12 protein-coding genes are annotated in these 13,852 nt (G+C 70.5%); 11 read left to right on the plus strand and 1 reads right to left on the minus strand.

Features of this window, described 5'->3' with window-relative positions:
* The first annotated feature begins 103 nt into the window (after positions 1-103).
* The 6 genes from ACOYR3_RS16885 (at position 104) to accD (ending at position 7,529) form a co-directional block, all read left to right on the plus strand.
* Positions 104-2,770, plus strand: a complete 2,667-nt coding sequence (locus tag ACOYR3_RS16885; protein WP_422843475.1) for a FimV/HubP family polar landmark protein — start codon at positions 104-106, stop codon at positions 2,768-2,770.
* A 49-nt stretch (positions 2,771-2,819) separates the two neighbouring features.
* Positions 2,820-3,641 carry a tRNA pseudouridine(38-40) synthase TruA gene (gene truA / locus ACOYR3_RS16890; protein ID WP_422843476.1) on the plus strand — a complete coding sequence of 274 codons (822 nt, stop codon included), beginning with the start codon at positions 2,820-2,822 and terminating at the stop codon, positions 3,639-3,641.
* Positions 3,638-4,420 (plus strand): phosphoribosylanthranilate isomerase, encoded by a 783-nt coding sequence (locus ACOYR3_RS16895; protein ID WP_422843477.1) that lies wholly within the window; start codon positions 3,638-3,640, stop codon positions 4,418-4,420. The genes truA and ACOYR3_RS16895 overlap by 4 nt, the downstream gene beginning before the upstream one ends.
* Entirely contained in the window at positions 4,398-5,675 is a 1,278-nt protein-coding gene (gene trpB, locus ACOYR3_RS16900; RefSeq protein ID WP_422843478.1) for a tryptophan synthase subunit beta, read from the plus strand. Before ACOYR3_RS16895 ends, trpB begins: the two co-directional genes overlap by 23 nt.
* Positions 5,672-6,481, plus strand: a complete 810-nt coding sequence (gene trpA, locus ACOYR3_RS16905; protein WP_422843479.1) for a tryptophan synthase subunit alpha — start codon at positions 5,672-5,674, stop codon at positions 6,479-6,481. The genes trpB and trpA overlap by 4 nt, the downstream gene beginning before the upstream one ends.
* Before the next feature lie 175 nt (positions 6,482-6,656).
* Positions 6,657-7,529, plus strand: a complete 873-nt coding sequence (accD, locus tag ACOYR3_RS16910; RefSeq protein WP_422843480.1) for an acetyl-CoA carboxylase, carboxyltransferase subunit beta — start codon at positions 6,657-6,659, stop codon at positions 7,527-7,529.
* Positions 7,530-7,733: 204 nt separating this feature from the next.
* Here accD and ACOYR3_RS16915 read toward each other — a convergent pair whose 3' ends face one another.
* Entirely contained in the window at positions 7,734-8,282 is a 549-nt protein-coding gene (locus tag ACOYR3_RS16915) for a YggT family protein (RefSeq protein ID WP_422843481.1), read from the minus strand.
* An 81-nt stretch (positions 8,283-8,363) separates the two neighbouring features.
* Here ACOYR3_RS16915 and ACOYR3_RS16920 point away from each other — a divergent pair, with 81 nt between their 5' ends.
* Genes ACOYR3_RS16920 through ACOYR3_RS16940 form a run of 5 tightly spaced genes read left to right on the plus strand, consistent with a single transcriptional unit; the run spans position 8,364 to position 13,852 of the window.
* Positions 8,364-9,008, plus strand: a complete 645-nt coding sequence (locus ACOYR3_RS16920) for an LON peptidase substrate-binding domain-containing protein (RefSeq protein WP_422843482.1) — start codon at positions 8,364-8,366, stop codon at positions 9,006-9,008.
* Positions 9,009-9,051: 43 nt separating this feature from the next.
* Positions 9,052-10,968, plus strand: a complete 1,917-nt coding sequence (locus ACOYR3_RS16925; protein ID WP_422843483.1) for a polysaccharide biosynthesis protein — start codon at positions 9,052-9,054, stop codon at positions 10,966-10,968.
* Positions 10,965-12,197 carry a lipopolysaccharide biosynthesis protein gene (locus ACOYR3_RS16930; protein ID WP_422843484.1) on the plus strand — a complete coding sequence of 411 codons (1,233 nt, stop codon included), beginning with the start codon at positions 10,965-10,967 and terminating at the stop codon, positions 12,195-12,197. The genes ACOYR3_RS16925 and ACOYR3_RS16930 overlap by 4 nt, the downstream gene beginning before the upstream one ends.
* Positions 12,181-12,789 (plus strand): acyltransferase, encoded by a 609-nt coding sequence (locus ACOYR3_RS16935; protein WP_422843485.1) that lies wholly within the window; start codon positions 12,181-12,183, stop codon positions 12,787-12,789. The genes ACOYR3_RS16930 and ACOYR3_RS16935 overlap by 17 nt, the downstream gene beginning before the upstream one ends.
* A gap of 4 nt (positions 12,790-12,793) precedes the next feature.
* Entirely contained in the window at positions 12,794-13,852 is a 1,059-nt protein-coding gene (locus ACOYR3_RS16940; RefSeq protein ID WP_422843486.1) for a glycosyltransferase, read from the plus strand.

A 13,852-nucleotide genomic window follows, 5' to 3' on the forward strand; every position in this document is an offset into this window, starting at 1 on the left:
GTGCTTTTTACATATTTTCACGCGCCGGGGCGGGGATCACATCATGAAAAAAAAGGCACCGCTCGACCGAGCCGCACAAAAACCTATTCAGCTGTTGGCAAACATGCATCGTTGGAAATTCTCTGTCCTGGCCGCTGCGGCCGTGGCGTCGGCGGGCTTTTATGCGGGGGATGCGTCCGCCCTGGCGCTGGGCCGTATCACTGTGCAATCGGCCCTGGGAGAGCCCCTGCGCGCTGAAATCGACCTGCCCCAGATCACGCCGGCAGAGGCCGAGAGCCTGCGTGCCACCACCGCCAGCCCGGAAGTGTTCCGCTCGCAGGGCATGGAGTACTCGCCCGCGATGAATGGCCTGCAGATCCAGCTGCAGCGCCGCCCCGACGGCACGGCGGTACTGCGCCTGTCCAGCGACCGCCCCGTCAACGATCCCTTCCTGGACCTGGTGCTGGACGCCAACTGGGGCTCGGGCCGCATCGTGCGCAGCTACACCATGCTGTTCGATCCGCCGTCGCTGCGCCGTCCGGCGCCGGCCGTGACCGCGTCGCCCCAGATCACCGCGCCCGCCGCGCCGCCGGCCCCTGCCGTGCGCACGCCCGCAGCGCCGCGTCCGGCCCCCGAAACGCAGGCTGCCGCACCGGCCGCGCCCCGGCCCGCCCCGGCGCCCCGCCCCGCTCCCGCACCCACCGATGGCGTGAAGGTGCAATCCGGCGACACGGCAGGCCGCATTGCCAGCGCCCACCGCCCGGCGGGCGTGTCGCTCGACCAGATGCTGGTGGCGATGATGCGCGCCAACCCCGACGCGTTCGTGCAAGGCAACGTCAACCGGCTGAAGGCCGGCGCGGTGCTGCAGATGCCCGACGAAGCGGCGGCACAAGCCACTTCCGCCCCAGAGGCCCGCCAGATCCTTGCGGCGCAGGCCCGCGACTTCAACGAATTCCGGCGCAAGCTGGCCGGCGCCGCCCCCACCGCGCCGGTGGCGGCGGCCGAGCGCTCGGCATCCGGCTCCGTGCAGGCCCGCGTGGAGGACAAGAAGCCCGCCACCTCGGCCCCCGACAAGCTGACCCTGTCCAAGGGCTCGGTCAAGGGCCAGAAGGCTGCCGAAGACCAGCTCGCCAAGGACAAGCAGGCCAGCGAAGCCGCTTCGCGCATGGCCGAGCTGTCGAAGAACATCACCGACCTGAACAAGATCAGCGCGGCATCGGCGCCCGCCGGCAGTGCGCCTGCGGCCGCAGCCAGCGCCGCCAGCGCTCCCGCCACGGTGGCCGTGCAGGCGCCCGCAGTGCCGGCAACGCCCACCGCACCGGCCACCCCCGAGACCCCGGCCTCTGCACCGGCCCCGGCCGCCAGCACTGCTGCCGAAACGGCCGCGGTGCCTGCCGAGGCCGCCTCGGCCCCCGCGCCGGCACCCGCTGCGCCGGCCTCGGCAGCCTCCGCGCCCGCCCGGCGCATTGCCCCGCCGCCCGCAGCCCCCGTGGAAGAGCCCGGTTTCCTGTCGGGCCTCATGGACGACCCGCTCCTGCCCCTGGCAGGTGGCGGCCTGCTGGCCCTGCTGCTCGGCTACGGCGCATACCGCGTGGTGCAGCGCCGCCGGCAGAACAGCGGTGTGGACAGCTCGTTCCTGGAAAGCCGCATCCAGCCCGACTCGTTCTTCGGTGCCAGCGGCGGCCAGCGCGTGGACACGGCCAACAGCGAGATGACCACGGGTTCCTCCATGGCCTACTCGCCCAGCCAGCTTGATGCCGGCGGCGACGTGGACCCGGTGGCGGAAGCCGACGTCTACCTGGCCTATGGCCGTGACCTGCAGGCAGAGGAAATCCTCAAGGAAGCAGCCCGCCACAACCCGGCCCGGATTTCCGTGCATGTGAAGCTGGGCGAAATCTACGCCAAGCGCCAGGACCGCAAGGCCCTGGAGGCCGTGGCCGGTGACGTGTTCAAGCTGACGCAAGGCGAAGGCCCCGACTGGAACCGCATTGCCGAGCTGGGCCGCGAGCTGGACCCCGAAAACCGCCTCTACCAGCCCGGCGGACGCCCCGGCATGGCCGAGGACGAGAATCCTTCGCTGCCCCCGGGCGGCTTCCCCAGCACGTTCTCCGCCGGCGGCAGCGCCATCGCGGCCCCCACGGCCGCCCTGCCACCCGACCTGGATCTGGACCTGGACCTGGATCTGCCCGGCGACGCGCTGACCGAGGCGCCCTCGGTGGCGCCCGCGGCTCCCGGCGGGTTTGCGGCAGCGGCTGCAGCCGCCACGGCCGCAGGTGGCGCAGCTGCCCTTGCTGCAGACCACTTGGCCGACAGCGAGCCGCCCACGTTGCGCCCTGAGCTGGACCTGCCCGAGCTGCCGTCGGCCCCGGCAACCGCTGGCGGCTACGGCGCGGCCAGCCCCGCCGACGCGCCGGCCCCCATGGCCGACCTGGAATTCCCCAGCGCAAACGAGCTGAGCATGGCCCCCTCCGGCCCCGTGCCCCTGGCGCCGGAGGCCAAGGATTCGGGCGCGATGGAGTTCGACCTGGGCGACCTGTCCCTGGACCTGAACGCACCGTCCAAGCCCATGGCAGCACCCGTGGCTGAGGCTCCCGCGCCGCTGCCCGAGCTTTCCGACGACGGCCTGGGCGCCGGCCAGGACGATCCGCTGGCCACCAAGCTCGCGCTGGCCGAAGAGTTCAACGCGATTGGCGACACCGACGGTGCCCGCACGCTGATCGAGGAAGTGGTCGCGGAATCCAGCGGCGCCCTGAAGACCCGCGCCCAGCGCATGCTGGCCGAACTGGGTTGATGCACACCCTGCCGGACGCGGCGCATTCTCCACACCCCCAGGCGGCCCCATGACACGGGTGGCCCTGGGCGTCAGCTACAACGGGCAGGCCTACAACGGCTGGCAAAGCCAGCCGGGCGGCAACACCGTTCAAGACCACCTCGAAGCGGCCCTGGGCCGCTTTTGCACGCAGGAGGTCAGCACCCTGTGCGCGGGCCGCACGGACGCCGGAGTGCACGGCCTGATGCAGGTGGTGCACTTCGACACGCCGCTGAACCGCCCCGCCGCCTCGTGGGTGCGCGGCACCAACACCTTCCTGCCCCCGGACATCGCGGTGCAGTGGGCCCAGCCGGTGCCGAACAACTTTCACGCACGCGCCAGCGCCGTGGCGCGGCGGTATGCCTATGTGCTGCTGCAGTCGCCCGTGCGCCCCAGCGTGGAGTCGGGCCGGGTGGGCTGGGTGTTCCAGCCGCTCGATGGCGCAGCCATGCGCGAGGCCGCAGCCCACCTGCTGGGCGAGCACGATTTCACCTCGTTCCGCGCAGCCGCGTGCCAGGCGCACACGCCTGTCAAGACGATGCACCGCATCGACATCGTGCAGCGCGGCGTGGGCGCGCCGCACCCCGAGCTGGGCTGGAGTCCCTGCTACTGGCGCTTCGAGTTCGAGGCCAACGCCTTCCTGCACCACATGATCCGTAACCTCATGGGCTGCCTGGTCACCGTGGGCCAGGGCCGCCAGGCGCCGGGCTGGATGCAGCAGGTGCTGCAGGCGCGGTCGCGGGATGCGGCGGCGCCCACGTTTTCGCCGGACGGCTTGTATTTTCTGGGGCCGGTGTACGACGCCGCCTGGGGCCTGCCCCAACGCACGGCTGCGTATGATTGGCTGCCATGACGACGCCGCCCACCCCCGCCGCTACGCGCCCAGCCACCCCGGGAACGGCCCGCCCCGCCGCCCGCACCCGCATCAAGATCTGCGGCCTGACGCGCGAGCAGGATGTGGACGCCGCGGTGGCGGCGGGCGCCGACGCCGTGGGGTTTGTGCTCTACGCCGCCAGCCCGCGGGCCGTGGCGCCCGAACGCGCGGCGCAACTGGCCCGGCGCCTGCCGCCCTTTGTGATGCCCGTGCTGCTCTTCGTCAACGAAGAACCATCAAAAGTGATAGCAGCTTGCGCCCGTGTACCGGGCGCTATCGCCCAATTTCATGGAGATGAATCCCCCGAGGAATGCCTGGCGGCCACCGGCCAGGGCGCGCGGCCGTTCCTGCGCGCGGCGCGGATTCCCCTGGGCGACGGTGCGGCCCGCTTCGACCTCGTAAAATACACCCACGATTACTCCCACGCCCAGGCCATCCTGCTCGACGCCCATGTCGAGGGATACGGCGGCGGCGGCAAGGCATTCAATTGGTCACTCCTTCCACCAAGCGTCAGCTCTCACCTCGTTTTGTCTGGTGGACTCACGCCTGCAAACGTGACCGATGGCATTTTGCAAGTCCGCCCGCGTTGCACCACGCTGGCGGTTGATGTGAGTTCCGGCGTCGAAGCCGATGGCCCCGACGGCAAACCCGTCCGGGGCGTCAAGGACGCCGAAAAGATCCACCGGTTCATCGCCGCCGTGCGTGCGGCCGATGCCCAACTTGCAAAGAATCCCCATGAATTCCTATCAGCAACCTGATGCTTCGGGCCACTTCGGCCCCTACGGCGGCAGTTTCGTCAGCGAAACCCTCACCCACGCGATTGCCGAGCTGCGCGAGGCCTACGCCCGCTACCAGAACGACCCCGAGTTCCTGGCCGAATTCGAGTACGAGCTCAAGCACTTCGTGGGCCGCCCCTCGCCGGTGTACCACGCGGCCCGCACCAGCCGCGAGCTGGGCGGCGCCCAGATCTACCTCAAGCGTGAAGACCTCAACCACACCGGCGCCCACAAGATCAACAACGTGATCGGGCAGGCCATGCTGGCCAAGCGCATGGGCAAGCCCCGCGTGATCGCCGAGACCGGCGCCGGCCAGCACGGCGTGGCCACGGCCACCATCTGCGCGCGCTACGGCCTGGAGTGCGTGGTCTACATGGGCAGCGAGGACGTCAAGCGCCAAAGCCCCAACGTTTTCCGCATGAAGCTGCTGGGCGCCACCGTGGTGCCCGTCGAGTCGGGCAGCAAGACGCTCAAGGACGCGCTGAACGAGGCCATGCGCGACTGGGTGGCCAATGTGGACAACACCTTCTACATCATCGGCACCGTGGCCGGCCCACACCCCTACCCGATGATGGTGCGCGACTTCCAGAGCGTGATCGGCAAGGAAGCCATCGAGCAGATGCCCAGCATGCTGGCGGACCAGAAGATTGCGGCCCAGCAGCCCGATGCCGTGGTGGCCTGCGTGGGCGGCGGCAGCAATGCCATGGGCATCTTCCACCCCTACATTCCGTTCGAGAAGACGCGCCTGATCGGCGTGGAGGCCGCGGGCGAGGGCCTGGACAGCGGCAAGCATTCCGCCAGCCTGCAACGCGGCAGCAGCGGCGTGCTGCACGGCAACCGCACCTTCATCCTGCAGGATGCCAACGGCCAGATCACCGAGACGCACAGCATCAGCGCGGGCCTGGACTACCCCGGCGTGGGCCCCGAGCACGCCTGGCTGCAGGAGATCGGCCGGGCCGAGTATGTGGGCATCACCGACCAGGAGGCGCTGGCCGCCTTCCACCACCTGTGCCGCACCGAAGGCATCATTCCCGCACTCGAATCCAGCCACGCCTTTGCGTATGCCCTGAAGCTGGCCAAGACCATGCGCCCGGACCAGTCCATCCTGGTCAACCTTTCGGGCCGGGGCGACAAGGACATCGGCACCGTGGCCGACCTGTCGGGCGAGGATTTCTACGACCGCCCTTCCATGCGCGGTCTGACTGTCAAGGGCGCGCCCGCAGAGGCCAAGCCATGAGCCGCATTGAGACCACATTCGCACAACTGAAAGCCCAGGGCCGCAAGGCGCTGATCCCCTACGTCACGGCCGGCTTCCCGTTTGCCGATATCACGCCCGCGCTGATGCACGGCATGGTGGAGGCCGGAGCCGACGTGATCGAGCTGGGCGTGCCCTTCTCCGACCCCATGGCCGACGGCCCCGTCATCCAGAAGGCCGGCGAAAAGGCGCTGAGCCTGGGCGTGGGCATGGCGCAGGTGCTGGACCACGTGCGCGAATTCCGCAAGCGCAACACCACCACACCGGTGGTGCTGATGGGCTACGCCAACCCCGTGGAGCGTTACGACCAGGTCCATGGCGAGGGTGCCTTCGTGAAGGACAGCGCGGCAGCCGGCGTGGACGGCGTGCTCATCGTGGACTACCCGCCCGAGGAGTGCGAGGCCTTTGCCGCCAGCCTGCGCGCGCACGGCATGGACCTGATCTTCCTGCTGGCCCCCACCTCGACCGACGAGCGCATGGCCCAGGTGGCGCGCGTGGCCAGCGGCTATGTGTACTACGTGTCGCTCAAGGGCGTGACCGGCTCGGGCGCGCTGGACACCTCGGCGGTGGAGCAGATGCTGCCCCGCATCCGCCAGCACGTGCAGATTCCGGTGGGCGTGGGCTTCGGCATCCGCGACGCGGCCACGGCACAGGCCATCGGCCGGGTGGCGGACGCCGTGGTCATCGGCACCCGCATCATCCAGCTCATCGAAGAACAGGAGCACGCCAAGGTGGTGCCCCTGACCATCGACTTCCTGCGCGGCATCCGCAAGGCCCTGGATACGTAGAATAGAGTTCATCCCCCTGAGCGGCGTTGCCGCTTCCCCCTTCTCTCGCGCTTTGCGCGGGAAGGGGGACGCTCCCAGCGCGGCGGGGCGGCCCTTGCGCGGGAGCCCTGATCCTTGGGGCCGCGCCCGTTTTAAAGGCCGTGCCGCCAACGGCCCATTCATACCGAGGAAAACCATGTCCTGGCTCGAAAAACTTCTGCCCTCCAAGATCCAGCAAACCGATCCCACCGAGCGCCGCCAGGTGCCCGAGGGCCTGTGGATCAAGTGCCCGAGCTGCGAGACGGTGCTCTACAAGGCCGATCTGGAGCACAACCAGAACGTCTGCCCCCAGTGCAGCCACCACCACCGCATCGGCGCCCGTGCGCGCCTGGATGCCTTCCTGGACGCCGAAGGGCGCTATGAAATCGGCCAGGAAGTCCTGCCCGTGGACGCCCTCAAGTTCAAGGACAGCCGCAAGTACCCCGAGCGCCTGAAGGAAGCCCTGGAGAACACCGGCGAGACCGATGCCCTCATCGTCATGGGCGGCGCGGTCAAGAGCATCAACGTGGTGGCGGCCTGCTTCGAGTTCGACTTCATGGGCGGCTCCATGGGCTCCGTGGTGGGCGAGCGCTTCGTGCGCGGCGTGGAAACCGCCATCGAGCAGAAGGTGCCCTTCATCTGCTTCACCGCCACCGGCGGCGCGCGTATGCAGGAAGGCCTGCTGTCGCTGATGCAAATGGCAAAGACCAACGCGGCCCTCACCCGCCTGGCCAAGAAAGGCCTGCCCTACATCAGCGTGCTCACCGACCCCACCATGGGCGGCGTGAGCGCCGGCTTTGCCTTTGTGGGCGACATCGTGATTGCCGAGCCCAAGGCGCTGATCGGCTTTGCCGGCCCCCGCGTGATCGAATCCACCGTGCGCGTGACCCTGCCCGAGGGCTTCCAGCGCGCGGAATTCCTCCAGTCCAAGGGCGCCGTTGACCTCATCTGCGACCGCCGCGAACTGCGCAACACCGTGGCCAGCAGCCTGGCCATGCTGCAGCGCCTGCCGGCCGACGCGGTGATGTAAAGAGCCTACGCACGATCTCGCAGAGGCCGCGGCTCTGCCAAGTTGGCCCGCGAGTGAAATGCTGCGATTTTTATAGCTGCCAGCGCTTATCAGACAAGCGCTGGCAACATATTTGATCAAGAACTGCCCCAGCAGCGCGCGCAGGCGTTGGACCTGCCCGAAGAGCCGCCGCCTCGGGCGGGGCGCCGAGGGCGAGGCTGGGGGCTAGCGCATGACCCCTGCCTGCAGGTGCCCGAGCACGATCATCACCACCTGCAGCAGCACCAGCACCACCAGGGGCGAGAGGTCGATCCCCCCCACCAGCGGAAGGATGCGGCGCACCGGCCGCAGGATGGGCTCGCACAGCCGGGCCAGGACATCTGCCAGCGGCGAGCGCGCCTGCACCCACGACATCACGGCATAGACGATGAGCAGCCCGATAAGGCCCGACACGGCCACCCGCGCCAGCCCGAACAGCGCCAGCCATGGCAGCCAGGCCCATGCCGAGACCGCGCCCAGCAGCAGGGTGAGCAGCAGGTACTGCACCACCTGAATCAGCACGGCCGCCACCAGACTGGAAACGTCCCAGCGCCCGGTGGGTGGAATGACGCGGCGCAGCGGCAGGATGAGCCAGTCGGTCAGCGCAAAGACCAGTCCTCCCACAGGGTTGGAAAACGGAACGCGCTGCCACTGCATGTACAGGCGCAGCAGGCACGCCCCCGTGAGCAGGCCACCCACGACGTCGAGCAGGAAAGAGGCGATCTGGTAGAGCATGGACAGCAGGACAAAAACAAAGGCGCGCGGCGAAACAGGGCTGCGCCATGGGATGATAGCGGGCCAAGGCGATGCCCCTTCATGACACAGCCCCTCACCCTGTCATCCCTGCCGCTGTTTCCCCTGAACTCCGTGCTGTTCCCGGACGGCCTGCTGGCCCTGCGCGTGTTCGAGGTGCGCTACCTGGACATGGTGCGCAAATGCCACCAGGCCGGTGCGCCATTTGGCGTCGTGGCGCTCACGCAAGGCCGCGAGGTGCGCCAGGCGGGCGCCCCGGAAGAGCAGTTCGCCGAAATCGGCACGCTGGCCACCATCGAGCTGCTGGAGGCGCCGCAGCCGGGCCTCATCACCCTGCAGTGCCGGGGCGGACAGCGCTTTCGCGTCACCCAGCGCAGCCTGCTGCCTCACGGCCTGTGGATTGCCGACGTGCACCACCTCGACGCAGACCTGGCGGTGCCGGTGCCTGCGGACCTGAAGAACACCGCCACGGCCCTGGCCCAGGTGCTGCACACGCTGCGGCAGCGGGACCCGGACGCCACCGCCACGGCCGTCGTGCCCACGCCGGCACAGCTCGACGATTGCGGCTGGGTGGCCAACCGCTGGTGCGAGCTGCTGCCCGTGCCGCTGGAACTCAAGCAGCGCCTCATGGAGCTGGACAACCCACTGGTGCGGCTGGAGCTGGTGGGCGACGTGCTGGAGCGCACGGGGATCGCGCCCCCGCCATGATCCGCAGCGCCTTCACGCCATCGTTGTGCTCCTGCGCCCGCCCATGCTGAACCGCATCCTGGGCTGGTCGCGCGCCGCCAAGCGCCTGGTGGTGGTAGGCCTGGACGTCTGCCTGGGCCTCATGGCCATGTGGCTGGCCTTCACCCTGCGGCTGGAGACGCCCCACTGGCCCGAAGGCCTGCAGTGGCTGGCCTACGCGCTGGCCCCCGCGCTGGCGTTTCCGGTCTTTGCCAAGCTGGGGCTGTACCGCGCCATCTTCCGCTACACGGGCATCAATGCGCTCATCACCACCGGCAAGGCCGTGGCCTTGTACGGAGCGCTGCTGCTGGGCTGCCTGCTGGTGGCCCAGTGGGAAGGGGTGCCCCGCAGCGTGGGCATTCTGCAGCCGCTGCTGTTCATGCTGCTGGTCGGAGCCAGCCGCGCGCTGGGCTGGCTGGCCCTGGCCGGCCGCAGCCGCCACGCGCCCTACCGGCTGCTGATCTACGGCGCCGGCAGCGCAGGTGCGCAGACGGCCGCCGGGCTGGGCAACACCCGGCAGTACCTGCTGCAGGGTTTCGTGGACGACGATCCGGCCAAGGTGGGGCGCAGCATCAACGGCGTGCGCGTGCATGCACCGTGGGACCTGCCCGAGGTGGTGCGCCGCCAGGGCATCACGGACGTGCTGCTGGCGCTGCCCAGCACCACGCGCGAGCGGCGGCGCCAGATCATCGAGAGCCTGCACGAGCTGCCGGTGCGCATCCGCACGCTTCCCGGCCTGTCCGACCTGGCCAGCGGGCGCGTCACGGTGACCGACTTCCAGGACCTGGAAATCGAAGACCTGCTGGGCCGCGAACCCGTGGCGCCCGACCCCGGGCTGCTGGGCCGCAACCTGGCGGGTACCGTGGTGCTGGTCACGGGCGCCGGCGGCAGCATCGGCAGCGAGCTGTGCCGCCAGATCCTGCGCGAAGGCCCGCGCCAGCTGCTGCTGGTGGACCACAGCGAATACGCGCTGTATGCGATCCACCACGAACTCCGGGCACTCGTGCCGCACGGCAGCGCACCCGACGCCCTGGTGCCGCTGCTGGCCAGCATCACCGACCCGGAGCGCATGGCCGACATCTGCCGGCACTACCGGCCCGGCTCCATCTACCACGCCGCGGCCTACAAGCACGTCCCCATGGTGGAGGCCAATGCGGGAGAAGGCGTGCTGAACAACGTGTTCGGCACGCTGAACATGGTGCGCGTGGCGCTGGCGCACGGTGCCAGTCACTTCGTGCTGGTGTCCACAGACAAGGCCGTGCGCCCGACCAACGTGATGGGCGCCACCAAGCGGGTGGCCGAGATGGTGCTGCAGGCCGTGGCGGCGTCGCCGCGCCCGCCCTTCGGCCCGTCCGGCGATGCGCCCGCAGGGCCTTGGATCTGCCCGACCCGCCTGTCCATGGTCCGGTTTGGCAACGTGCTGGGCTCCAGCGGCAGCGTGATTCCGTTGTTCCGCGAGCAGATTGCTGCCGGGGGGCCGGTGACCGTGACGCACCCCGACGTGACGCGCTACTTCATGACCATCGCGGAGGCCGCGCAGCTGGTGCTGCAGGCAGGTGCCATGGCCGAGGGCGGCGACGTGTTCCTGCTGGACATGGGCGACCCCATCCAGATCCTGGACCTGGCGCAGCGCATGGTCACGCTCTCGGGGCTGACCGTGCGCGACGCTCGCCACCCCGAGGGCGACATCGAGATCGTCTTCACCGGCCTGCGGCCGGGCGAAAAGCTGTACGAAGAACTGCTCATCGCCGACAACCCGCTGCCCACGGACCACCCGCGCATCCTGCGGGCCCGCGAGGAATACCGCCCCTGGGACGAGCTGCAGGGCCTGCTGCACGCGCTGCACCAGGCGGCGCGTGGGGGGGATGCCGCCGCCATGGCCCGCCTGCTGCACCAGCTGGTGCCCGGCTACCACCGCGAGAGGCCGCAGGCGTTGCCATGACCGGGGGACTCCTGCGCGCCACGCTGACCCTGCTCACGGGCAGCGTCGCGGCCCACGCCATCCCGCTCGTGCTGGGGCCCGCGCTCACGCGCACCTACAGCCCCGAGGCCTTCGGCCAGTTCTCCCTGCTGTGGGCGGTGGCCACCAACCTGGCCGTGGTGGGCTGCGCGCGCTACGAATTCGCCCTGCCCCTGGAAACCACCGAGCCGCGCGCCGCCCAGCTGATGGCGCTATGCGCGCGGGTGCTGCTGGCCGTGACCGCCGCGTCCGTCGCCGTGGCAGCCGTGCTGGCCGCCGTGCGCGGGCTGCCGCTAGCCTGGACCCTGCCGCTGGCGGTGCTGGCCGGCGGGGCCACCCAATGGCTCAGCCTGTGGGCCACGCGGTCGCAGCGTTTCGCGCTGCTGTCGGCCGCGCGGCTGGTGCAGCAGGGTGGGGGCGCCGTGCTCCAGCTGCTGCTGGGCCTGCTGAAGATGGGCCCCCTGGGCCTGGTGCTGGGCGCCACGGCCGGCGGCCTGGGCGCCGCCTGGCTGCTGGCCCGGCCGGCGCCGGCGGGCGGGTGGGCCGGCCTGTGGCGCGCCCCCTGGGCGGGGTTGCGCACCCTGGCGGCGCAGCACAAGGACTTCCCCCTGCTCAACACGCCCCACGCCTTTCTGGGGGCCTTGCAAGACACGCTGACCCTGGTGCTGCTGGCCGCGTGGACGGGCGATGCCGCTGCCGGGCTGTGGGCCCTGGCGCTGCGCTACCTCAAGGCGCCCGCCACGCTGGTGGGCGGCGCGCTAGCGCAGGCCCTGTACCCCAATCTGCTGAAGGCCGCCAGCCCTGCAGATGCGCGCCGGCGGGTGCGCCAGGCCCAACTGGGGCTGGCCGCCGTGGCCTGCCCGCTGGCGGCCGTGCTGCTGGTGTGGGGGCCGGGCCTTTTCGCCTGGGCCTTTGGCGCGCAGTGGGCCGAAGCCGGGCAGCTGGCCCGGGCCATCGCGCCCTACATCGCACTGCATTTCGTGGCATCGCCCCTGGCCGTGGTCACCATGGCCTGGGGCGCGCAGGGCTGGGCGTTGCGCCTGGCGCTGGTTGGACAATGTCTGTTCTTTGCCGGGCTTGCCACGGGGCTGCATCTGGGCGGGCTCGTCGGCGCGGGGTGGGGCGTGTCGGCCAGCATGCTGGCCTACTTTGCCTATTATTTCTGGGCATTGGCGAACTGGGAGGACATGCCGCATGAGAGCCGTGCTTAACCGCTGGCGCCGCCGCCTCTGGCAGGCGCTGTTCTACCGCATGGTGTTCGGCGAGAGCGACCACCAGGGCCGCCGCCTGCCCCACACCCGCATCGCCCCCAGCACCTGCATCGAGGGCGCCGAAGGGCTGCGGCTTGCGGACCACGTCTTCATCGGCCATTTCAACTTCCTGGACGCCGCCGCGGGCCTGCACATCGGCCGCGGGGTGCAGATCACCAACTTCGTCAGCATCGTGACGCACAGCTCGCACCGGGCCATCCGCCTGCTGGGGGACCAGTACGCGCTGCACGACGGCCCGCGACCGGGCTACCTCAGCGCGCCCGTGGAGATCGGCCCCTACACCTTCATCGGCCCCCACAGCCTGATCGAGGCGGGCGCGCGCATTGGCAAGGGCGTGGTCGTGTGCGCGTATTCGCAGGTGCGCGGCGAGGTGCCCGATTTCGCCATCGTCGCCGGCGCGCCGGCGCGGCAGGTAGGTGACGTGCGCGAGCGCGACGAGCGGCTGCTCGCCGAGCACCCGGAATTGCGCGCCCACTATGCCGCGTGGGCCGGCGGCGCACCATCGCCCACCCCCCGCCACCCTGCCGCCTGACGCCATGCAGCCAACCCATCTGTGCCTGCTGGGCGACGCCACCAGCCCCCATGTCCAGCGCTGGGCGCGGGAGATGCGCCAGCGCGGCTACCGCGTGTCGCTGGTCACGGCGCGCCCGGCCCCGGTGGACGGCGTGGAAGTGCGCACGCTGCGGCCGGTGCGCCGCTCCGCCGACTGGCTGCTGCGCGCGCGCGAGGCCCGGCGCCACGTGGCCGAACTGGCCCCCGACATCGTGCACGCGCACTACATCACGTCCTACGGGTACCTGGCTGCGCGCTGCGGGCGGCGGCCCCTGGTCATGACCGCCTGGGGCACCGACCTGCTGGTGACACCCCGCAAGAGCCCGTGGATGCGCTGGCTGACCGGCTGGACGCTGCGGCAGGCCGACCTCATCACCGGCGACTCGGCCAGCCTGGTGGCCGCGGCGGCCGCCTTCCGCCCGCGCCGCCCCGCGCAGGAAATCCACTGGGGTGTGGAACTGCAGCGCTTTCAACCCGTGCCGTGGGAGGACAAACCCGGCCACCAGCTGGTGAGTGCGCGCGCCTGGGAGCCCAACTACCGCATCGACACCATCGTGGAGGCGTTCGCGCTGCTGCGCGCCCGCCAGCCCCAGGCCGGCCTGGCGCTGCACCTGCTGGGCGGCGGAAGCCTGGAAGCGCGCCTGCGCCAGCAGGTGCAGCAGGCCGGGCTGGAGGGCGCCGTGCACTTCCACGGCCGGCTGGACGATGCCGGCATGGCCCGCGTGCTGGGCGCCGCGAAGATCGCCATCACCGTGCCCGAAAGCGATGCCACGTCGGTGGCGATGCTCGAGAGCATGGCCTGCGGCCTGGCGGTGGTCGCCAGCGACCTGCCCGCCAACCGGCAGTGGCTCGCGCCGCAGTGCCTGGTGCCGGCCGGCGATGCGCGGGCCCTCTCCGAGCAGCTGGGCGCCCTGGTGGAGGACGACGCCCTGGCGCAGGCTCGCGGCCGGCAGAACACCGAGCGCATCGCGCGGGACGGCGACCGCGCAGTCCAGATGGACCGCATGCACACGCTCTACCAGCAACTGCTGCGCGCCCGTTGA

It is taken from the genome of Acidovorax sp. M2(2025) (assembly GCF_049330835.1).
Taxonomy (GTDB): Bacteria; Pseudomonadota; Gammaproteobacteria; order Burkholderiales; family Burkholderiaceae_C; genus Acidovorax.